At 40.6% G+C, this 20,285-nt stretch carries 22 protein-coding genes, 1 tRNA gene and 1 pseudogene; 20 read left to right on the top strand and 4 right to left on the bottom strand.

What is annotated here, in order from left to right; translation table 11 throughout:
* The first annotated feature begins 130 nt into the window (after nt 1-130).
* Both tatB and tatC read left to right on the top strand, forming a co-directional pair.
* Entirely contained in the window at nt 131-490 is a 360-nt protein-coding gene (tatB, locus tag VXK47_RS01415; protein WP_435546990.1) for a Sec-independent protein translocase protein TatB, read from the top strand.
* Entirely contained in the window at nt 477-1,244 is a 768-nt protein-coding gene (gene tatC / locus VXK47_RS01410; protein ID WP_435546989.1) for a twin-arginine translocase subunit TatC, read from the top strand. The genes tatB and tatC overlap by 14 nt, the downstream gene beginning before the upstream one ends.
* A gap of 50 nt (nt 1,245-1,294) precedes the next feature.
* On the opposite strand, the gene VXK47_RS01405 is transcribed toward tatC, so the two are convergent.
* Nucleotides 1,295-1,720, bottom strand: a complete 426-nt coding sequence (locus VXK47_RS01405) for an acyl-CoA thioesterase (RefSeq protein WP_435546988.1) — start codon at nt 1,718-1,720, stop codon at nt 1,295-1,297.
* Between the two features lie 335 nt (nt 1,721-2,055).
* Between VXK47_RS01405 and VXK47_RS01400 the strand changes: the two genes are divergently transcribed.
* The 18 genes and pseudogenes from VXK47_RS01400 (at nt 2,056) to VXK47_RS01315 (ending at nt 19,068) form a co-directional block, all read left to right on the top strand.
* Nucleotides 2,056-2,484 carry an acetolactate decarboxylase gene (locus tag VXK47_RS01400; RefSeq protein WP_435546997.1) on the top strand — a complete coding sequence of 143 codons (429 nt, stop codon included), beginning with the start codon at nt 2,056-2,058 and terminating at the stop codon, nt 2,482-2,484.
* Between the two features lie 71 nt (nt 2,485-2,555).
* Complete coding sequence (locus VXK47_RS01395) at nt 2,556-3,950, top strand: nicotinate phosphoribosyltransferase (RefSeq protein ID WP_435546987.1); 1,395 nt, start codon at nt 2,556-2,558, stop codon at nt 3,948-3,950.
* Between the two features lie 161 nt (nt 3,951-4,111).
* Complete coding sequence (locus VXK47_RS01390; protein ID WP_435546986.1) at nt 4,112-4,678, top strand: isochorismatase family protein; 567 nt, start codon at nt 4,112-4,114, stop codon at nt 4,676-4,678.
* A gap of 61 nt (nt 4,679-4,739) precedes the next feature.
* Nucleotides 4,740-6,254 carry a class I adenylate-forming enzyme family protein gene (locus VXK47_RS01385; protein WP_435546985.1) on the top strand — a complete coding sequence of 505 codons (1,515 nt, stop codon included), beginning with the start codon at nt 4,740-4,742 and terminating at the stop codon, nt 6,252-6,254.
* 221 nt (nt 6,255-6,475) lie between these two features.
* On the top strand, nt 6,476-7,345 hold the full coding sequence (locus VXK47_RS01380) for a shikimate dehydrogenase family protein (RefSeq protein ID WP_435546984.1): 870 nt from the start codon (nt 6,476-6,478) through the stop codon (nt 7,343-7,345).
* A complete protein-coding gene (locus tag VXK47_RS01375) occupies nt 7,342-7,851 on the top strand; it encodes a shikimate kinase (RefSeq protein WP_435546983.1) in 510 nt (169 codons plus the stop codon). Before VXK47_RS01380 ends, VXK47_RS01375 begins: the two co-directional genes overlap by 4 nt.
* Nucleotides 7,852-8,316: 465 nt before the next feature.
* Nucleotides 8,317-8,490, top strand: a pseudogene (locus VXK47_RS01370) (IS3 family transposase); the annotation flags it as partial.
* Nucleotides 8,491-8,588: 98 nt separating this feature from the next.
* Nucleotides 8,589-9,773 (top strand): pyridoxal phosphate-dependent aminotransferase, encoded by a 1,185-nt coding sequence (locus tag VXK47_RS01365; RefSeq protein ID WP_435546982.1) that lies wholly within the window; start codon nt 8,589-8,591, stop codon nt 9,771-9,773.
* Nucleotides 9,774-9,852: 79 nt separating this feature from the next.
* Nucleotides 9,853-10,296 (top strand): PPC domain-containing DNA-binding protein, encoded by a 444-nt coding sequence (locus VXK47_RS01360; RefSeq protein ID WP_435546981.1) that lies wholly within the window; start codon nt 9,853-9,855, stop codon nt 10,294-10,296.
* Nucleotides 10,297-10,679: 383 nt separating this feature from the next.
* Complete coding sequence (locus VXK47_RS01355) at nt 10,680-12,188, top strand: FAD-dependent oxidoreductase (protein WP_435546980.1); 1,509 nt, start codon at nt 10,680-10,682, stop codon at nt 12,186-12,188.
* Between the two features lie 38 nt (nt 12,189-12,226).
* The gene (locus VXK47_RS01350) at nt 12,227-12,757 is read left to right on the top strand and encodes a cytochrome c3 family protein (RefSeq protein WP_435546979.1); all 531 of its coding nucleotides are present in this window, start codon (nt 12,227-12,229) and stop codon (nt 12,755-12,757) included.
* A 160-nt stretch (nt 12,758-12,917) separates the two neighbouring features.
* Nucleotides 12,918-15,587, top strand: coding sequence for a CBS domain-containing protein (locus VXK47_RS01345; protein ID WP_435546978.1), 2,670 nt, complete (start codon nt 12,918-12,920; stop codon nt 15,585-15,587).
* Entirely contained in the window at nt 15,577-16,239 is a 663-nt protein-coding gene (locus tag VXK47_RS01340) for a site-2 protease family protein (RefSeq protein WP_435546977.1), read from the top strand. The genes VXK47_RS01345 and VXK47_RS01340 overlap by 11 nt, the downstream gene beginning before the upstream one ends.
* Nucleotides 16,240-16,429: 190 nt before the next feature.
* Entirely contained in the window at nt 16,430-17,416 is a 987-nt protein-coding gene (gene trpS, locus VXK47_RS01335; protein WP_435546976.1) for a tryptophan--tRNA ligase, read from the top strand.
* Between the two features lie 20 nt (nt 17,417-17,436).
* Nucleotides 17,437-18,153 (top strand): segregation and condensation protein A, encoded by a 717-nt coding sequence (locus tag VXK47_RS01330; RefSeq protein ID WP_435546975.1) that lies wholly within the window; start codon nt 17,437-17,439, stop codon nt 18,151-18,153.
* Nucleotides 18,154-18,167: 14 nt separating this feature from the next.
* Nucleotides 18,168-18,815 carry an SMC-Scp complex subunit ScpB gene (gene scpB / locus VXK47_RS01325; protein WP_435546974.1) on the top strand — a complete coding sequence of 216 codons (648 nt, stop codon included), beginning with the start codon at nt 18,168-18,170 and terminating at the stop codon, nt 18,813-18,815.
* Nucleotides 18,816-18,857: 42 nt separating this feature from the next.
* A tRNA-Val gene (locus VXK47_RS01320) sits at nt 18,858-18,932 on the top strand.
* Nucleotides 18,933-18,942: 10 nt separating this feature from the next.
* Nucleotides 18,943-19,068 (top strand): excalibur calcium-binding domain-containing protein, encoded by a 126-nt coding sequence (locus VXK47_RS01315; protein ID WP_435546973.1) that lies wholly within the window; start codon nt 18,943-18,945, stop codon nt 19,066-19,068.
* Nucleotides 19,069-19,153: 85 nt separating this feature from the next.
* Here VXK47_RS01315 and VXK47_RS01310 read toward each other — a convergent pair whose 3' ends face one another.
* The 3 genes from VXK47_RS01310 to VXK47_RS01300 form a co-directional block, all read right to left on the bottom strand.
* On the bottom strand, nt 19,154-19,393 hold the full coding sequence (locus VXK47_RS01310; protein WP_435546972.1) for a cytochrome c3 family protein: 240 nt from the start codon (nt 19,391-19,393) through the stop codon (nt 19,154-19,156).
* Between the two features lie 246 nt (nt 19,394-19,639).
* Complete coding sequence (locus VXK47_RS01305) at nt 19,640-19,987, bottom strand: FAD-binding protein (RefSeq protein WP_435546971.1); 348 nt, start codon at nt 19,985-19,987, stop codon at nt 19,640-19,642.
* A gap of 61 nt (nt 19,988-20,048) precedes the next feature.
* The coding region (locus tag VXK47_RS01300; protein ID WP_435546970.1) for a hypothetical protein at nt 20,049-20,285 on the bottom strand (237 nt) is incomplete at its 5' end.

Raw genomic sequence — 20,285 nt, 5'->3', positions numbered from 1 at the left:
GAACAAATTATGTGCTTATTGCTATTTGTATAATTACAAAAAAATCGTTGCTTAAAGACAAGAGTTTCCCTGCTGGCAGGCAGGTCTCCTCTTCCATGAGCAAGACAATAATTTTTATGGAGAAAAATATATGTTTGACATAGGTATGCCTGAATTTCTCTTAATAGCTGCAATAGCGCTTATTGTTGTTGGTCCTGATAAACTTCCCGATATTGCCAAAACTCTTGGGCGCATGTTTGGTGAACTGAAAAAAACCACAAATGAATTTAAACAAACGATGGAGGCTGAAATAAAATTTGATGAGTTGAATCATATCGATGACAAAAAAATTATAGACAAGGCGGAAATTATAAGCGAACAGGATAAAATCGAAATTGGTTCCAGGCCTGATGAAGATAAAAATGAACGCGGAGAAGAAGCCGGCTGTGAAAATAAGAACTGTTTGGAAAAAGAACCGGAAAAAGGAATAACAGAAGATGAAAGAAGATGATAAAATTTCTTTTACAGCCCATCTGGAAGAACTCAGAAAACGACTGATAATCTGTTTTATCGCAGTTGGGGTTGGATTCGCATTAACTTACGGATTCAAGGAAAAAATATTTGAAATTCTGACACTTCCGCTAATCCATGAAATGAAATCCGGAGATAAAATGATTTTTACCGGTCTTTCGGAAGCTTTTTTTATATATATGAAGTTATCTTTTTTTGCCGGTATTGCCTTAGCTTCTCCTGTTGTGTTTTACCAGATCTGGCGTTTTGTTGCACCGGGGCTCTATCATAACGAAAAACGTAATATATTTCCGATGGTTTTATTTTCTGTGTTTTTTTTCAGCGGAGGAGTTCTTTTCTGTTATTTTGTTGTATTTCCGGTAGCTATCAAGTTTTTTCTGGGTTTTGCTTCAGATATTATACAACCGCTTCCTTCCATGAACGAGTATTTAAGTTTTACTACCAAGATGCTTCTTGGTTTCGGGCTTGTTTTCCAGCTTCCGATTGTTATAATATTTCTCGTAAAGCTTGGTATTGTTACGGTTCCATTTTTAAGGAAAAACAGAAAGTATGCAATTCTGCTGATATTTATTGTCGCGGCCATTTTAACTTCCACCCCCGATATCTTTAATCAGCTTCTAATGGCTGTACCCCTTATGTTTCTGTATGAAATAAGTATTATAAGCGCAGTATTTTTCCAAAAAAAGAAAGAAGAAAAGAATACGGAAAATAAAGAAAAAACGGAAGAAGGATAACTTCTTTATTATAACCGTAAGCAAAAATTTTTGGATTTATTCTTGTATTGTTACTTATCCAATGCGGTTTTTAAAATTGAATATATTTTTTCAGGGATGTTAATTGCCATAAGATTTTCCGGATTGCTTACATCCATGCAAATCCTCTTTTCCAATCCTGTAACCATCAGCTCATTATTTAATGTGTTATGGATAAAGTGCTTTAATTTGACTGTCTTTTCATTTAATTCTTCAAGTTGTGTAATGATTTTCACAGTCTGATGATATCTGCCCGGTTTTATATATATGCAGGATGATTCAGCAAGTCCGAACCCTAAATGCATTTTTTCGGTAAGCTTCACCAGATTCAAATCGATAGATTCAAAGAAAAGATGGCTGCATGCATCAATCCATTCATAATAACGCGGATAAAAAACAATCCCCATAGAATCAAGATCGCCCCACATTATCTTGCGTTCAACAATGTTTTGCTTCATAAAAGCTATCCTTTAAACGATAAGAAAATTTTATGGTTTGCCATTCGGGAACTTATCTTGATCAACAAGTTCATATATAAACTAATTTGTTGCAAAATATCTGTCAACATATTAGTTTTATTTATAATGAATCAATATCATTTGTAATAATGCGTGCTTATGTTATGCATCCGGGAAAAACCAATTAATGCGCCACGAACATAAAAGAAGATTTAATGCTATGAAAAATTATTTGTTACTGATTTTGATTTTATGCTTTAATTTTATGTTTACTGAGAATGTCTACAGCGGTGATGTTTCTCAACACGATGTCCTGACCCAATATTCCACTATTGATGCATTGCTTGGTGGAGTTTACGGATGAAATGATACCTACTCCGAACATTTTCCATGCTATAAAAATCAAAGGCATATTCAAAACTGTTAAGACAAGAAGCGTTCCTAAACAAAGCAAGCCATACAGGCCTTTGAAAGAAATAGTAAACACCCAGCCGACATTCAGATTTAATAACATAAGAGGGACTATAGCAGGCTTTCGGTGTCCTTCATATGTTAAAAATATTAATGTTGCCGGCTATCATCTTCATTTTCTCACTGAAGATGGCAAAACAGGAGGGCATGTGCTTGAATTTACAGTTGGGAAAGCCGTACTTGAAATTGATGAGACATCAGGGTTTTCATTACTTCTTCCTGAAAACAAGGCGTTTTATGACGCAGATTTGTCTTTGGATAAACAAACTGATCCGGAAGAGGTTGAAAGATAAATGCTGCCTGCAGGCAACTTTCTGTTTCGGCGTGCATATTTGTTGCCTGTGGAAGAAACAGGAAATATTACATGATAAGGGAACTGTCTGAAAATATACACAGGAAATCTTTTAAGCACTGCCATGGAAACAGTGGGCTTGCGCTTTTTACCGATTTTTATGAGCTGACTATGATGCAGGCCTATTTTAAGGAGAATATGACGGAAGATGCAGTCTTCAGTCTGTTCGTTCGCCGTTTGCCGGCCAGACGGAATTTTCTGATTTCCTGCGGGCTTGACACTGTTCTTGAATATTTGGAAAATATTTGTTTCTACGATGATGACATCGCCTATCTGGCATCGATCGGCAAGTTCTCGGACCGTTTTCTTTCCTCGCTTCGTGATTTTCGATTTACCGGAGATATTTACGCCGTACCGGAGGGTACACCCATCTTTGCCAATGAACCTCTCATGGAGGTCGTGGCTCCTATAGCACAGGCGCAGATCATAGAAACCCTGATTATGAATCAGGTTCATCTTCAAACCCTGATAGCATCAAAAGCCTATCGCGTTGTCACAGCTGCAGAAGGACGTACAGTGCTTGACTTCGGATCACGCCGAATGCATGGCATCGATGCGGCACTGAAAGCGGCGCGCTCATTTTATATAACCGGAGTTACAGCAACCTCCAATGTTCTTGCAGGAAAGAAATATGGAGTGCCGGTCACAGGGACAATGGCGCACAGCTACATCCAGGCGCATGATGATGAAGCCGGCGCCTATCAGTCTTTTGTGCAACACTACCCGGATACGGTATTGCTCGTCGATACTTATGATACGATAGCAGGCGTACAAAAGGTGATAGATCTTGCAAAAATGCTTGGCGGCAATTTTAAAGTAAAGGCCTTGCGTCTTGATTCGGGCAATCTTTACAAGCTTTCAAAAAAAGTGCGCCAGATGCTTGATACTGCCGGTTTAAGCAAAGTAGAGATCTTTGCAAGCGGAGGACTTGATGAAGATTCGATAGCAAAACTTGTATCTTCCGGAGCACCGATTGACGGCTTTGGCGTGGGCACAAGTATGGGCGTTTCAAACGATGCGCCTGACCTGGATATTGTCTATAAACTCTGCCTGTATGCCGGAAAAGGACGACTCAAACTATCAACCGGTAAGCCTGTACTTCCCGGACGCAAACAGGTTTTCCGCATTTCGGAAGGTGAACAGGACGTATACGATATTATAGCATGTGCCGATGAAAATTATAAGGGCAGACCATTGCTTATACCGGTAATGAAAAATGGAACCCGCCTGCCGGAAAGTAAGATTGATCTTAAAACAATACATAACTATACAAACTCGCAGATTGCCCGTTTGCCTGCGAAGATAAGGGCAATAGATAAGACAGATTCGCCTTATCCTGTTGATGTCAGCGTGGCTCTTTCCGAGTATCAAAAGAGGGTTAAGGAGCAGGCTGCTGATAAAGTATAATTACAGACCGGACAGGATAGCTTAAAGCAAGGTGATAAACGGACAATAGTAGTCATTATAAAAAATCTATTTAAAGAAGCCAGTTTCAAAACGTTTCAGTTTAGTCAAAGTCAAGGCGGGCTGAAACGGGGTGTTTTGCAATTGGTTCAGAGGAGCAGCTTATGCCTAATATCAGACTTAACATGGAGCCGGATGACGCGCTTATAGTTGTTGATGTCCAAAATGATTTTTGCCCGGGCGGTTTGCTCCCGATTGAAGACGGTCATAAGATTGTGCCGGTTATTAACCGGTGGATAGAAGCAGCGGTAACAATTGGCGTGCATGTATATGCCTCGCGGGACTGGCACCCTCTCGGGCATCCCAGTTTTCAGGATAACGGGGGACTTTGGCCGCCTCATTGCATCCAGGATAGTCACGGTGCGCGATTTCACCCGGATCTTATATTGCCGGCTTCTGCTATAGTAATTACTAAAGGTGTGCGTTTTGACCAGGATCAGAATTCTGCATTTGACCAGACAGGGCTTTCCTTTAAGCTTAAAAAAGATGGGATCAAGCGGCTGTGGGTTTCCGGTCTTGCCGAAGATGTGTGTGTGCTTGCAACAGTGACAGATGGGCTTAAAGATGGCTTCGAAGTAATACTGATCTCAAAAGCAACAAAGCCCATTACAATTAAAAGCGGTGAAAATGCCCGCCGGAACATGCGGGATGCAGGTGCATATATTGAGTAAATAACCGGTTGCTATTTAAAGATACAAATGTTTGAAATAAGATAAACTACGGATAAGCATCATGAATGTTTCATATCTTCTGGTAAACAGCGCAGGAAAATATCCGGACAGAACAGCAATTATTTCGGAAGAAAAGCATTTCTCGTATAAGGCATTCAATCAAAGGGTAAACCGCCTGGCACATGCGATGAGGCAGCATGGTCTTAAAAAGGGAGACCGTGTTGCAATAATGTTTTTCAATACATATCAGTTTGCAGAAGTATATTTTGCTGCTGTAAAATCCGGTGCGCCCGCAACACCGGTAAATTTTCGTTTCGTGGCAGATGAGATTGAATATATTATAAATAATTCCGGAGCCTGCTTCTTTTTCTTTGGAAAGGAGTTCGAAGAAACTATAGCAAGTACTTATCACAGCCTGTCTGAGGTAAAGCATTTTGTATGTGTGGATGCACAAAAAGGCGGTTTCGCTCATGATTATGAGAACTTTTTATCTTCAGGAAAACCTGACGAACCGGAAGTCGATATCTGTGAAAACGATCCCTGTCAGATTATGTATACTTCCGGCACAACGGGAAAACCTAAAGGTGCGGTTATAAGCCACAGCAACATCGTCTGGAATCTCTTTAATACAATTTCAGGAAGAGAAGACAAAAGCGAGGAAATTTCTCTTATCATAGGCCCTATGTACCATACAGCCGGTTTGAACAATCACTTTACCATTCAGATTGCTTTGGGCGGCACATGTATTCTGATAAAAAAATTCGAACCAGAAACAGTACTAAGATATATTGAAGAAAAAAGAGTAAATGTAATTTCCGGCTCCCCGTCCATGTATAACATATTGCTTCAACACCCTAAAATCAATGATTTTGACACATCTTCCATAAGCAAATGCACAGCAGGGGCAGCTATACTGCCAGTGGAGATAAAAGAAAAACTTTTAAAAATCTTTCCAAAAGCCAATGGAATCTACGATGTATACGGATGTACGGAAGCTTCTCCTACTATTACCGTATTAAAAGGTAAAGATTCTTTCGGAAAGCACGGTTCAGTGGGACAAGCTGTAAGATTTTTACAGGTAAAAGTTATTGATGAAGGTGGAAACACTACACCCCCGAATCGGATAGGAGAGCTTATCTGCAAGGGTCCGAATGTAATGCAGCAATACTATAGAGACCATAAGGCAACGGAAGAAGTGATTAAAAACGGGTGGCTTTATACCGGAGATCTGGCTACAATTGATGAAGAGGGGTATTTTTATATAGTAGACAGAAAAAAAGACATGATATCAAGCGGAGGGGAAAACATTTATCCAAGAGAGCTGGAGGAAGTTCTGTTCGGGCATCCGGCTGTTGCAGATGCTGCCGTTGTCGGAATTCCGGATGCAGTCTGGGGAGAAACGGTTAAGGCTTTTGTGGTTTTAAAAAAAGGTATGAGCATGGATGCACAGCAGATTATAAACTACTGTAAAGAACATCTTGCAAGTTACAAAAAGCCAAAGGCTGTAAGTTTTGTTGAATCAATTCCCAAAAACCCGTCCGGAAAAGTTTTAAAAAGGCTGCTGAAAGCGCTATAGAAAAAACAGTACAAATTCCGTCTTGACAATATGTTTGTCATACTGTAGCAAAATCCGTAAGTTAAATTCAGGCAGCGTATTGCTGTCTAATTAAAAATTAACCACAGGAATACATTTAGTATTTCGAGGATAGCGCTATGCTTCACTGCGTGCAAAATTTGAGCCCAACTCAGAAATCGGCCTGAATGGGACGTTTTGAAACCGGCTTACAGGACTAAAATATGAGAAAACTGACATCTATAGGCACTAACACAAAACTTTGCGCAGTTATCGGGAACCCGATTTCTCACAGCCTTTCGCCTGCCATACACAACGCAGGTTATGATGCACTGGATCTGGATTTTGTTTATGTGTCATTTAGGGTTGAAGATATAAAAAATGCGCTGGCCGGCATGAGGGCGCTTGAGAATTTCAGAGGAATGAGCGTTACCATTCCACATAAGATTGCAATCATTGATCTTGTGGATGAAATTTCCGATCTGGATAGAAATATCGGCTCCATTAATACGGTTATCAATGAAAAAGGCAAATTAATCGGTTTGGGTACGGATGGGCCGGGTGCTCTTAAGGCAATCAGGGATGCAGGAGTCAACCTTGAAGGGCAAAAAGTATTAATGATTGGCTCAGGCGGAGCAGCGCGCGCTATCGCCTTTACTCTTGCACAAAATGCCGGACTTGAAAAACTCACACTTTTAGATATTGATGCTGCCATGATGAATAAACTGGCTTCCGATCTCAAAGCAGGCACAAAAGCAATAATAGAATCAGATATGCTGACAGACACTTCTCTTTCTGCGAATATGAAACAGGCGGATCTGGTTATACACTGCACACCCGTAGGCATGCACCCGAAAGAAGATGCTTCGCTTGTGCCGCCGCAACTGTTTAAACCCGGCCAGGTTATTTTTGATGTTGTTTATACGCCACTTAAAACCAAACTGCTGAAAGAAGCGCAAATGCATGGCCTGAAAACCATATCGGGAGTAGAAATGTTTATCAATCAGGCGGTACTTCAATTTGAACGATTCACCGGTGCCGATGCGCCGGAAGAAGTAATGCGCCGGGTAGTTATGGAGCGTCTTAACTCATGAATATTGTATTAATAGGATATCGCGGAACAGGAAAGAGTGAAGTCGCAGGGATTCTTTCAGAAACTCTTAATATGAAAAGCATAGGTATGGATGCCGGAATTGTTAAAAAGGCAGATCTTACAATTCCTCAAATTGTTGAAAAATACGGTTGGGATAAATTCCGGAGTATTGAAACACAAGTTGCCCTTGATGTGTCAAAACTTGATAATGTTATTGTGGATACGGGAGGAGGCGTTATCGAGCGGCCTGAAAATATCGAAGCTCTTAAACAAAACGGGATCATATTCTGGTTAAAAGCCTCTGTAGATATTATTGTATCACGGATTGAATCCGGCACCGAGCGTCCGGCATTAACTCAAGGAAAAACATTTACCGAAGAAGTTGCAGAAGTTCTTCAAAGAAGAACCGCCAAATACAAAAGCGCTGCTCAGCATGAAATCGACACCGACCATATAACTCCCCTACAGGTTGCAGACAGGATTATTGCAATCTGGAAAAAGAGATAGCGCTTATTTATCCCCGGTTCTGTTTCAACCCCAATCTAAGAGATACCTATTAGAATTCCTTAGAAGAAACTTTTTTAAGAGTAATGGTGGTAAAATAATTTTTGTATTGTATTTCCTGTAGTCATCAAGATAAAAGATGTCTTAGATCTACAAGGTTTCATTCAGTAATCAACATAAATGAAATTGAGGTATGTTGAAAAAAGTGTACACCAATGTTAAGAAAAATTTTAAAACGGAGGTGGCACAATGGAAAGAATACCATATGGGAAATACAATAAAGAATTCAGAGAAGAGGCGGTAAAGCTTGTGCTTGAAGGCGGATTATCAGTGCTTGAAGCTTGAAGGCGGTTATCACTGGCGCCATCTACTTTAACTAACTGGATTAAAGCTTATAAGGCTGGAAAGCTGTCGGAAGTTGGAAGTACACATAAGCCATTGAGTGAACAAGAAATGGAGTTGGCACGACTTAAGCGGGAGCTTGTACATCACCAGCATTACTACAATAGAAAAGAGGCAATTCAGGATATCACAGAATATATAGAGATTTTTTATAACCGTCAAAGGCGTCAGGCCAGACTTGGCTATCTGTCTCCGGTTGTTTTTGAGAAGCAATTTTACGCATTAAAACAAGCGGCATGAAAAATAAATTGGTTTACACTATTGACAACAGGGGTCACCATATCATTTGTTTGTTAAACATAATCGGGGATTGAATATCCGCTAAGGAATTTATTATAATGTCTATTGCAAAAAATATTGAAAATATAATCACAAAATCATCCTGGATCAGAAAGATGTTCGAAGAAGGAACCCGCCTCAAGGCAGAACATGGAGAAGAAAATGTTTTTGATTTCAGCCTTGGTAACCCAAATATTGCCCCTCCCGAGGATTTCAGAAAAATACTTTCAGACACGGTTAATTCTTTAGGCCATAGAGATCATGGCTACATGCCAAATACCGGATATCCTCACGTATGCAAGGCTGTTGCTGACTATCTTTCTTCAGAACAGGGAGTTTGTGTGGCGGATAATAACATTGTAATGACCTGCGGTGCTGCCGGGGCATTAAATGTTATTTTGAAAACCTTACTTGATCAGGGTGACGAGGTTATTACTCCTGCACCGTATTTTGTGGAATACGGATTTTATGCCTCAAACCATGGAGGGGTTTTAAAGCCGGTGCCAACGGCAAAAGATTTCTCCATAGATATTAATGCCATTTCATTGGCCGTGACTGAAAAAACAAAGGCTGTTTTAATAAATTCTCCAAACAACCCGACAGGACAGGTTTATTCTGAAAAAAGCTTAGTCGGACTCGGTAAGCTTTTAACCGAAAAGAGCAAAAAATACGGCAAAATAATTTATCTTTTATCTGATGAGCCATATCGCAAAATTGCTTATGATGGAATCAAAATACCCAGCATCTTTACTTGTTACAACGAAAGTATAATTGCAACTTCGTATTCAAAGGATATTTCAATTCCGGGTGAACGTATTGGTTTTGCGGCAATAAATCCTGGCGCTATCTATAAAAATGAGCTTTATGGCGGAATGGCGCTTTCCAACAGAATTCTTGGTTTTGTTAATGCTCCTGCCATTATGCAGCGTGTTGTAGCTTTAATGCAGGGAATGAGTGTTGATGTTTCAATTTACGCCAAAAAAAGAAAGCTTTTGTGTGATGGACTATCGGACTGCGGGTACAAATTTATAAAACCATCAGGGACTTTCTATCTTTTTCCCGAAACTCCGATAGAAGATGATGTGGAATTTATCAGAGCGCTTCAGGAGGAACTGATTCTGGTTGTACCGGGAAGCGGATTCATGGGGCCGGGATATTTCAGAATAGCTTTCTGCGTACCGGATGATACCATCATAAATGCGATGCCGGGTTTTAAACGGGTTATGGAACGGTTCAGCTTCTGATAACTGCCAATGAATTTGGATAGAAGATATACATAGTTCGGCAACAAAAATTTTATTATCAGGGAGATTGAGGTTTGATATGAAATATTCGGAAGCCAAACAAGGCCGGATTTTTGTAATGCGTTTAGAGGACGGAGAAACAGTTCATGAGGAAATTGAAAAATTTGCCAAAAATCAGTCCATAACCGCTGCTGCAATGATTATTATAGGTGGCGCTGATAAAGGCAGTAAGCTTGTTGTAGGCCCGGAAAACGGGAAGGCAAAACCGGTCAATCCTATGGAACATGTTCTTGAAAACGTTCATGAAATTACAGGCACGGGAACCTTATTTCCCGATGATAATGGCAATCCTGTCATTCATATGCATATAGCCTGCGGAAGAAACGCAGATACCATAACCGGATGTGTACGAAATGGTATAAAAGTGTGGCAGATCATGGAAGTTATTATATTCGAACTTGTTGATACTACAGGAAAACGGGTTATTGATCCCGGCCTTGGGTTTAAATTGTTAAATCCCTGACCGGCTTTCCTCCGGCATGCAATTACTACTATCCGGCCATCTGCAAATTACCGGAATTAAATTATTTCAAACTATCCACAGCAGACGCTATATGCGGTTCGCGTTATTCAAAATATCTCAGAGTTTAGCCATCGGGGAGAATCTGTTAAAAGAATTAATAACAACATTGACTTAGCAAAGGTATTTTGGGATAATCCGCATCAATTTGTTTCCTGTTTACCATCTGGCATTTAGACGAGTTATCTGCTTATCGCGATCATAAAGGAGAAAGAAAATGAAAGAAAACGAAAATAAGTCAGGTTTATCCAAAACCTATAACAGAGGGTTGCCAACCGGTTGATCCGGATGACGTTAAACCTATTCCTCCGGCAGATCCTCCTTCGGTGTGGGATGAGCAGGCGGATATTGTAGTAGTCGGATTGGGCGGTGGTGTTATTGGCACTGCAAAGGCTGCGCAGATGGGAAGCTCGGTAATTGCAGTGGAGAAAATGCCGCAGGTAGGCGGAGCCACCTGGCATGCGGGTGCTCTGATGGTTTTTGGAGCCAAAAAAGTACCAAGGGCGGCTGGCTCTCCTCCTTTCAACCTGGAAGAAGCCGTACGGAAAGCTGTTGAACAATCGGGTTATACGGTAAACGAAGCCTTGACCCGTGCCACGATAATTAAATGCGGTGAAATGGTGGATTGGCTCGCAGACATCGGAGTAGAGTGGACTACTAATCCTTTTGGAACAGTTTATTCTCCTGCATTCAAGCAAGACCCTGACCATCGTGGCCATGCAGCATTGAGAGGAGCTATAAATGCCGCTTATGAATTCATGAATAAAAAAGGCGGGAAAACCATATTAAATACAAAAGTGGTTGCGCTTGTGATGGATAAAGGCAGAATCGTTGGAGTTAAAGCTATCCGATCCCCTGAAAACACTACCATATTCATCAAAGCCAATAAGGCTGTGATTCTTTCCGCCGGAGGTTTTTCGCACAATAAAAATATGCTCAAAAAATATGTGCCCACAGCCTATAAAGGAGTCGGCAGTGTATCAATGGCCCTGCCTTCCGATACCGGAGAATGTATCAGGATGGGACAGGGAGCAGGGGCGGACATGTCAGGTTACGACTCATTTTCCGGATTTGACGGAGGAATAGATTTTTCGGAAGTAAACGGTCCCTGGTTCCGGTTTTTAACCTCCGGTGATATACAGCTGGCAAGGGGCGCATGGCTTCACTTAAACAAGGCATGTGAAAGATTTATGGATATAAGCAGTTCTCCCCTTCAGTTTTTTTCCAGACCGGCTGCGATAATGGCTCAGCCGGGAAATCGGGCGTATGTGATTTTTGATAATAATTATGAAGAAAACATATGGAAACTTAAGCCTATGGGCAGTAAGGAGCCAATAACTCCGGATTTACCTCTTATGAAAGATTGGTTTGACCCGAAGCTGGCCAGTGCGGACTGGAAGGTCAGAGTAAAAGAAGCTATTGATATGGGAGCAATAAAAAGCTCAGATACGCTTGAAGGTCTGGCCGTAAACATGGGGCTTGATCCGGCAAGATTTAAAGCTGCGGTTGAAAAATGGAACGGCTATTGTAAAGCAGGGGCAGATCCGGAATTCGGGACTTTGCCTCAGCATTTAATACCGGTTCGGGATCCGCCATTTTATGGCACTAAAATAGGTTGCAGCATGGGCTCTACCTCATGCGGCCTGCGGGTGAATCCTAATATGCAGGTGCTTGATTTGAACCAGAATATTATTCCGGGACTTTATGCAACTTTTTTCACAGCAGGAGGAGGCGCCGGAGAAGTTTCGTTTGCACCTCCGGCTGTATGGTGTGCAGGCGGTTCCATGACAACTGCTTATATGGCTGGTGAACATGCCGCAAAGCAGAATGGATAGAAATCAGGCGAAAAAGGAATGGTTTTGCAGTTGGGTGAATGGACAGCTTATTTATAATTGAAGAAAGCGGAGATGCCAAGTTGAAAAAAACAATATTGTTAACTGCCATATTATTAATTTCAATATTGCTGCTCGCAGCTTGTAACAGTGAAGTGGTGATAGCCAAAAAGCCGGTTTCGGATAGTTTGCACTTTGTCTGGAATCAGGATGCACGTTGCGCCGACTGTCATGCTGCAGAAGTAAAATCAATGACAGATCCCAGCCTGCTGGCATCCAGGCATGCCGCTGCGCAAAATAACTGTTCGGATTGTCATGACATAAAAGACCTGCAAAAAGCACATAAGGATGTTGATGCAAGGCCGCCTGTGCCAGCACAAAAGTATTCCGGCGCGCTTTGTTTTAAATGTCACGGTAGCTATAAAGATATTATTGAGTTGACAAAAGGCAGAACCCGCTTAAACCCTCATGATTCGCACTACGGTGAGATAGATTGCTTTATTTGCCACAAGGTGCATACGGCAAAATCTCCAAACGAGTTTTGTCTTTCCTGCCATACATCTATGAATTAGAATGTGAAAAGGGATCGGGGGTCAGGGAACAGGTTCCGGGGTTCGGGGATCGGGGGCAGGAAAAGAATGTTGAGTGAATCTGGCAAAAGCCCCCCCAAGCTTATATGTTACGATAAAGTGTTATGCTGCTCACAAGCAATGCTGATAAGGAAAGTCTGTAATGGAAGCAGGTGAAAAACCCGGCAATGAAGGAAGTACGGTTATAACCACACATATTAGCGCCGACTTCGACGCAATAGCTTCCATGCTTGCGGCGCAGAAACTTTATCCTGGCTCCCTTGTTGTTTTTCCGGGATTACAGGAAAAAAACCTAAGAAATTTTTTCGTTGAATCAATGGTTTATCTTTTTAATATGGCGGATATTAAAAAGATGGATTTTTCAAATGTTAAAAGACTTGTTTTGGTTGATACCAGGCAACCTGGCAGAATCGGGAAACTATCGTCGCTTCTTGACAGAAATGATATTGATATTCACATATACGATCACCATCCGCCGACAGCAAATGATATAAAAGGCAGCCTTGAAGTTTACCGGCAGACAGGATCAACAGTTACAATTCTTGCCCAGATTTTAGAAGAAAAAAATATTGAAATTTCAGCTGATGAAGCAACTATAATGTGTCTTGGCATATATGAGGATACAGGTTCTTTTATATTTCCTTCAACCACTGAAGATGATTTTAAAGCCGCCGCTTTTCTGCTTTCCAAGGGAGCGGATCTGAATATAATTTCAAATCTTATTTCACGCGAAATAAGCCCGAAACAAATTTCACTTTTAAATGACATGATACTGGCCTCAGCAAGGCATAGCATAAACGGTGTGGAAGTCGTTATTACTTCAATATCGTCAGATTCCTATATCAATGACTTTTCATTTCTGGTTCATAAAATGGCCAAAATGGAAAACATAGACGCCATATTTGCAATAGCAATGATGGAAAATAAAGTATATGTTGTCGCAAGAAGCAGAATACAGGAAGTAGATGTAGGAACAATTCTATCCCACATGGGCGGAGGAGGCCATACATTCGCGGCATCTGCAACTATTAAAGGTGAAACAGTAACACAGATCGAACAAAAACTTTTAAAAATTCTGTACGAAAATATCAGAACAAGAAGAACGGCAAAACAGCTCATGTCTTCTCCTCCTATTACGGTTAGCGGTGAGGTCTCATGCAAGGATGCAAGCGGTATTCTTACACGCTATAACATCAATGCACTTCTTGTTACTGAAAAAAAAGACGGGAAAGAGGAATTGCTTGGTTACATAACCCGCCAGGTTATAGAAAAAGCTCTTTATCATAAACTTGATGACGTTATGGTGAAAGAATATATGACAACTGAAGTAGCCTCAGTTGAGCCGGATGCGGAACTTCTGGAAATTCAGAATAAAATCATTGAAAACAAACAGCGTATCCTTCCCGTTATTGATAAAGATGTCATAACAGGAGTTGTGACCAGGACGGATCTTTTAAACATACTTGTAAGACAGTCCCAGCAAAAAAATTCCGAACTTCATGATCAGCCAAGTGAACATACTCATGCCCGCACAAGAAACATAGTAAAATTTATTGAAGAGCGCCTTTCCAAACATCTTATAGAGATATTAAAAACCATAGGAAAAGTTGCAACCGAAACAGGATTCAGAGCTTATGCTATCGGCGGGTTTGTCCGCGATCTGTTGCTTTACAGAAAAAATGAGGATGTTGATATTACTGTAGAAGGAGATGGAATTGCGTTTGCAAAAAAATATGCACCTCTGGTAGGTGCACGCTTACATATATACGAAAAATTCGGAACCGCAGTAGTTATTTTTCCTGATGGTTTTAAAATTGATATTGCTTCAGCCAGAATGGAATATTACAAATTTCCGGCAGCTCTTCCCACTGTTGAAATGAGTTCAATAAAACTTGATCTTTTCAGGAGAGATTTTACGATAAATACAATGGCTATCCAGCTCAATCCTGAAAGATTCGGAACCCTTATTGATTTTTTTGCGGCGCAAAAAGATATCAAAGAAAAGGCGATTAAAGTATTACACAATTTAAGTTTTGTGGAAGATCCTACCCGTATATTCCGGGCCATAAGATTTGAACAACGATTCGGATTTACTATAGGCAAACTTACATCGGGATTGATAGAAAATGCCGTTAAAATGGATTTTTTCAAGCGTCTGAGCGGCAGAAGGGTTTTTTCGGAGCTTCGTCAGATTCTTGAAGAAGAGAATCCCATATTCTCAATAATCAGGCTCAATGATTATGGCCTTCTCAAGGTGATTGACCCCTCAATAATATTAAATAATGAACTGATTTCATATTTAAATTCGGTTAAACAGGTTGTCTCATGGTACAATTTGCTTTTTCTTGAAGAATCATATATCAAATGGGCCGTTTATTTTATGGCGCTCTTCGGACATTGTAAAAAGGAGGTAACGGAAAATGTGTGCACCCGCTTTGAAATCGCTCCTAAGCAAAAGAGCATTTTCTGCGAAGAGCGGATTGAATCTGAACGATGTCTCCGCGAACTCGAAAACGGTTACAACATAACAAATGATATGCTCTATAATATGCTTTTCCCGTTCAGGATAGAGATTATACTGTATATGATGGCAATCACAAAAAGAGAACGGGCAAAAAAAGCAATATCATTTTTTATAACACAACTCAGGATGGCAAAATTATCGGTATCCGGAAAAGACTTGAAAACGCTGGGTCTTGAGCCGGGGCCCCTTTATAAAAATATATTACAGGCAGCTCTTAATGCCAAACTAAACGGCCTGCTTAAAACAAAATATGATGAGATGGATTTTATAAAAAATTATGTACAATAACTTTGAAATATTCAAAATAGTTTTAATGATGGTGCCTCTTATTTTATCCGTAACAATTCATGAAGTTGCTCATGGTTATGCTGCTTACAGATTGGGAGACAATACTGCAAAACTTGCAGGCAGATTGACCTTAAATCCGCTGAAACACCTTGATTTAGTGGGTTCATTTATACTTCCGGTAATGCTTAAGCTTGTAGGGTCTTCTGTGATTTTTGGTTATGCAAAACCGGTTCCTGTAAATTTTACCAATTTGAAAAATTTTAAAAAAGATACGATAATCGTGGCTTTTGCAGGAGCAGCAGCAAATATTTGTCTGGCACTTATTTCAGGCGCGCTTTTTCACTTTATAATGCAATATGAAGGGAATTTTCATGATCCCGGTACAATATCAATTCTTGCCAATATTGTTTATATGCTTTATTTCAGTGTTTTTATTAATGTTATTCTTGCAGTTTTCAATCTTATCCCTATACCGCCTTTGGACGGCAGCAGAATTCTTGCCATGCTTCTTCCACATCCGATGAGAATTCAGTTTGCCAGAATTGAGCGTTTTGGAATGATAATATTAATTATTTTTATGTTTTCAGGCTTATTAAATAAAATCATAGATTATGTCGCAATGCCTATTGTTAGCTTTCTTCTTAGAAGCTGAAATTATAGTTTAACAAAGGAGCCGGTTTCGAAACGTCCCATTCAGGCCGATCTTTTGCGTTGGGCTCAAATTTTGCATGCAGTGAAGCATAGCGTTATCCTTGAAATACTAAATGTATTCATGTGGTTAAAATTTTAGCCCGCCTTGACCTTGACCAAACCGAAACGAAAAGTGGCTCAGAGGAGTTTAAATGACCGAAAAAAAACGGATATTAAGCGGAATGCGCCCCACGGGTCCGCTTCACCTTGGCAATCTGCACGGAGCGCTGATGAACTGGATACAGATGCAGGAAGAATATGATTGCTTTTATTTCATTGCAGACTGGCATGCACTGACAAGCGATTATGAAAATACATCCATGCTCGCAGAATATACAAAAGAAATGATAATAGACTGGCTGAGCGCCGGTTTGTCACCGGATAAAAGCACAATGTTTGTCCAGTCCCAAATAAAAGAACATGCCGAACTTTTTCTGCTTCTTTCCATGATAACTCCGGTGCCCTGGCTTGAGAGAAACCCGACATACAAAGACCAGATTATCCAGCTAAGCAATAAAGATCTTTCCACTTTCGGGTTTCTTGGCTATCCGGTGCTTCAGGCAGCTGATATTATAATGTATAAACCGTTCGGCGTGCCGGTGGGCATTGATCAGGTTCCGCACGTTGAAATCACAAGAGAAATAGCAAGAAGATTTAATTTTCTTTACGGCCAGATATTTCCCGAACCTGAAGCAATACTGACCAAAACACCCAAGATACTCGGTTTTGACCGGCGTAAAATGAGCAAAAGTTACAACAATGCCATCTTTCTTTCAGACGCACCGGATGCCATATCCTCTAAAGTTTCATTGATGATAACAGATCCTCAGAGAGCAAGAAAAAAAGATCCGGGAGATCCTGAAGTATGCAATGTTTTTGAATTTCATAAAATATATACGGACGGCAGTATTACCGCAGATATAAACGCAAAATGCCGGATTGCCGGGATCGGATGTGTTGAATGCAAAAAAATAATGGCTCAAAATCTTGCTGTATCTCTTGAACCTATAAGGGAAAAGAGAAAATATTATGAGGCAAATCCAAAGATAGTTGATGATATAATCGCAGATGGTAATATCAGGGCAAGAAAAGTAGCGGTAAAGACAATGGAAGAAGTCAGGAATTTGCTCAAAATATAGATTGTGCATAAAGATATCCCATGTCTGAAGAACAGGAAGAAATATATGAAGTCCATTTAAAAGATATATTTGAAGGTCCTATGGATCTTCTTATTCATCTTATAAAAAAGAACGAGGTTGACATTTATGACATTCCGATCGCTCTTATAACTGATAAATATCTTCAATATATCGACTGGATGAAATCCATGAATGTCAATGTAGCCGGTGATTTTCTCGTTATGGCTGCAACTCTTACCCATATAAAATCAAAGATGCTTCTTCCGGTGCAGGAGGAAGATGAAGATGACCCGAGGATTGAAATTACAAGGCCGCTTCTTGAATATCTCCAGATGAAGTCTGCGGCTGAGCATCTTCTGGAAAGAAACATTCTTGGTGAAAATACTTTCAGCAGAAGTCCGGACAGAAAAGACCTTGTAATAGATAATGAAGACAGAGTGATAAATGTCGGCCTCTTTGAACTGATGGACGCATTCCAGAGGTTGCTTGATAAAATTCCGGCTTTTAAGGAACTTGATGTTTCTCCCGCCGGAGCTTCGGTGAAAGACAAAATCAACGAGCTTCTGGACATACTGGAAAAAGAGGGCAGTATTACCTTCGATCAGCTTTTTGATGAAAATGCAACAAAGAGTGATTTAGTGATAACTTTTCTTGCTATTCTGGAAATGGTAAGGCTGGCCATCATCAGCATTGTCCAGCATGTTCAATCAGGCATAATAAGACTGTTTTATTTATGAGAGGCTTGGATGCCATGGCTATTCCAACGGAACAGGAATTAAAAAATATTATTGAAGCCCTGCTTTTTGTGGCCGATACTCCTCTTCCGGTAGAGCGGATAAAAAGTGTTGTTCCGGCTGATACAAAAACCATTAAAGATATATTATCCGGGTTAGCCACAGAATACGAACAGAGAAACGGAGGCTTTTTTCTTATGGAAGTCGCCGGAGGATACCAGATTCGCACAAAACCGGAATATGCCGAATGGGTTAAAAAGCTTGTACAGCCGAACCCTTTGCGGATGAGCAAGGCAGCTCTTGAGACTTTAACCATTATCGCATATAAGCAGCCGGTAATCAGAAGCGAAGTAGAGCATATAAGAGGCGTGGACAGCGGCGGCATTTTGCGGATGCTGCTTGAACTCAAACTTATACGTGTTCTGGGAAGAAAAGATATACCCGGCCGTCCTCTTATCTATACAACAACAAAGCGTTTTCTTGAGATATTCGGATTAAAGGATTTAAGAGATCTGCCGACTCCTGAAGAAATAAAAGGTCTTGTAAATCCTTTGCTTCCCGAAAAGCGGCACCCTGATCAGTTGCCATTGATACCTGATGAAGATATTGAAAATGTTCCCAAAGATACTCTTATTAGTGAAGATGATAAAAATAACTTGACTTAAAACTTAATAAATCGTTATTCTGAGAAAAAGTTTTTCGAATATGGGCGGTTAACTCAGCGGGAGAGTGCTACCTTCACACGGTAGAAGTCGCTGGTTCAAACCCAGTACCGCCCACCATACAAATTCAATGAGTTATCATAGTTCTATTGCCATAAACAGTCAGGATGCCAGATTCTATCTCAAAAACTGTCCAAATGTGCAAATCGATGGGGATAATGATGGCGTTCCCTGTGAATCACAATGGTGCAACTAAAAATAATATAATTTGCTTAACTAAACGTTTCTCTCGCCCAGCGAAGCCCGAATCGTTGGGATTCTAAATATATTGTTTCGGGAAGTTATGGTACCTTCATATCAAATTTTGGTAAATGGCATTGGTTACAATCAAGAACCGACTGAGCGTGGTTCTTATGGCACAAAGTACAGCGGGCTTCACCGATATGTGACTTGTGAGGATTTGTGATCCCGGCTTTTATGTTATCAAGCTTTTCTGTCTTTTTAGCCAGTTCAGTATAGCCTGCCATGGCAGCCCATACATATACTATCGTCAGGTCTTGCGTATGGCGAGCCCTTATCATGGCATGATTCACATGCGATATCTTTGTCTTTATGTTTGTTGATCTTCGGTAATTTATTTGCGCCAAATACAGTTGGTGCAGGCAGATTTATAATCAAAAACAATGTTAATAAAATTTTAATTATCACAGAGACCTTTACCGATTGCTTCATCAGAGTTTTCTCCTTAAGATTTATCTGTTTGAGTTTATCATTTTAAAGCCGGCTTCAAATCAGATGCTGATTCTTAATTGCAAAACATATACAACCTAACCCAGAACCTCTTTGGCCGCAAATATGCCGGCTAAGCGACCACCGGGTAATACGAATCCAACGCTTCCGCCGCCAGCGGCATTTTCTCCTGCTACAAACAGGCCGGGGATCAGGTCCCATTGTTTATCCAGAACGTGGAATTTTTCATCAATTACAAGACCTCCGTGGGTGTTGAAACAGCTTCCGCCCTTCTGTCCAACTCCATAAAAAGGAGCTGTGCGGATTGGGTGCATATAAATCGGTTCCTTAAAAAAGTCGGCGTCTTCGCCTGCATCACAGAGCATATTGTAGCGATCAACCGTTTTGACCAGCGCTTCGGGATCGAGACCTAATTTCTTTGCCAAATCAGTGATGCTGTCAGCCTTCTTGATTACCCCCTTGGCAAGATAGTGTTTAAATTGCTGTTCAAACCAAGGGCTTGGGTATTCGCAGAAGAGAGGATGGAATTTTTTGATAATATCTTCTTTGATGGTCTCGTAAAAAGTAACATTTTATAACACAGAACAGATTCAAAAGCACCACCCTCAAGCTGCAAACCAGGTCAAAATCGACATTGCCGATGCCAAATACGATATTATTAAAAACTACAACTACATCAGGAGCAAGGGCTCCATACCCATAATCGATTACAATCCCAGAAAC

The organism is Desulfobacterium sp. N47 (assembly GCF_051233685.1).
GTDB lineage: Bacteria > Desulfobacterota > Desulfobacteria > Desulfobacterales > RPRI01 > RPRI01.
Note: the sequence above shows the minus strand (reverse complement) of the source record. Positions and strands in the feature narration are given on the sequence as shown.

What these genes read in the sequence shown, in the direction of transcription:
- tatB (WP_435546990.1), top strand. Translation starts at nt 131, where the DNA reads ATGTTTGACATAGGTATGCCTGAATTTCTCTTAATAGCTGCAATAGCG.
- tatC (WP_435546989.1), top strand. Translation starts at nt 477, where the DNA reads ATGAAAGAAGATGATAAAATTTCTTTTACAGCCCATCTGGAAGAACTC.
- VXK47_RS01405 (WP_435546988.1), bottom strand. Translation starts at nt 1,720, where the DNA reads ATGAAGCAAAACATTGTTGAACGCAAGATAATGTGGGGCGATCTTGAT.
- VXK47_RS01400 (WP_435546997.1), top strand. Translation starts at nt 2,056, where the DNA reads ATGCATTGCTTGGTGGAGTTTACGGATGAAATGATACCTACTCCGAAC.
- VXK47_RS01395 (WP_435546987.1), top strand. Translation starts at nt 2,556, where the DNA reads ATGATAAGGGAACTGTCTGAAAATATACACAGGAAATCTTTTAAGCAC.
- VXK47_RS01390 (WP_435546986.1), top strand. Translation starts at nt 4,112, where the DNA reads ATGCCTAATATCAGACTTAACATGGAGCCGGATGACGCGCTTATAGTT.
- VXK47_RS01385 (WP_435546985.1), top strand. Translation starts at nt 4,740, where the DNA reads ATGAATGTTTCATATCTTCTGGTAAACAGCGCAGGAAAATATCCGGAC.
- VXK47_RS01380 (WP_435546984.1), top strand. Translation starts at nt 6,476, where the DNA reads ATGAGAAAACTGACATCTATAGGCACTAACACAAAACTTTGCGCAGTT.
- VXK47_RS01375 (WP_435546983.1), top strand. Translation starts at nt 7,342, where the DNA reads ATGAATATTGTATTAATAGGATATCGCGGAACAGGAAAGAGTGAAGTC.
- VXK47_RS01365 (WP_435546982.1), top strand. Translation starts at nt 8,589, where the DNA reads ATGTCTATTGCAAAAAATATTGAAAATATAATCACAAAATCATCCTGG.
- VXK47_RS01360 (WP_435546981.1), top strand. Translation starts at nt 9,853, where the DNA reads ATGAAATATTCGGAAGCCAAACAAGGCCGGATTTTTGTAATGCGTTTA.
- VXK47_RS01350 (WP_435546979.1), top strand. Translation starts at nt 12,227, where the DNA reads ATGGACAGCTTATTTATAATTGAAGAAAGCGGAGATGCCAAGTTGAAA.
- VXK47_RS01345 (WP_435546978.1), top strand. Translation starts at nt 12,918, where the DNA reads ATGGAAGCAGGTGAAAAACCCGGCAATGAAGGAAGTACGGTTATAACC.
- VXK47_RS01340 (WP_435546977.1), top strand. Translation starts at nt 15,577, where the DNA reads ATGTACAATAACTTTGAAATATTCAAAATAGTTTTAATGATGGTGCCT.
- trpS (WP_435546976.1), top strand. Translation starts at nt 16,430, where the DNA reads ATGACCGAAAAAAAACGGATATTAAGCGGAATGCGCCCCACGGGTCCG.
- VXK47_RS01330 (WP_435546975.1), top strand. Translation starts at nt 17,437, where the DNA reads ATGTCTGAAGAACAGGAAGAAATATATGAAGTCCATTTAAAAGATATA.
- scpB (WP_435546974.1), top strand. Translation starts at nt 18,168, where the DNA reads ATGGCTATTCCAACGGAACAGGAATTAAAAAATATTATTGAAGCCCTG.
- VXK47_RS01315 (WP_435546973.1), top strand. Translation starts at nt 18,943, where the DNA reads ATGAGTTATCATAGTTCTATTGCCATAAACAGTCAGGATGCCAGATTC.
- VXK47_RS01310 (WP_435546972.1), bottom strand. Translation starts at nt 19,393, where the DNA reads ATGATAAGGGCTCGCCATACGCAAGACCTGACGATAGTATATGTATGG.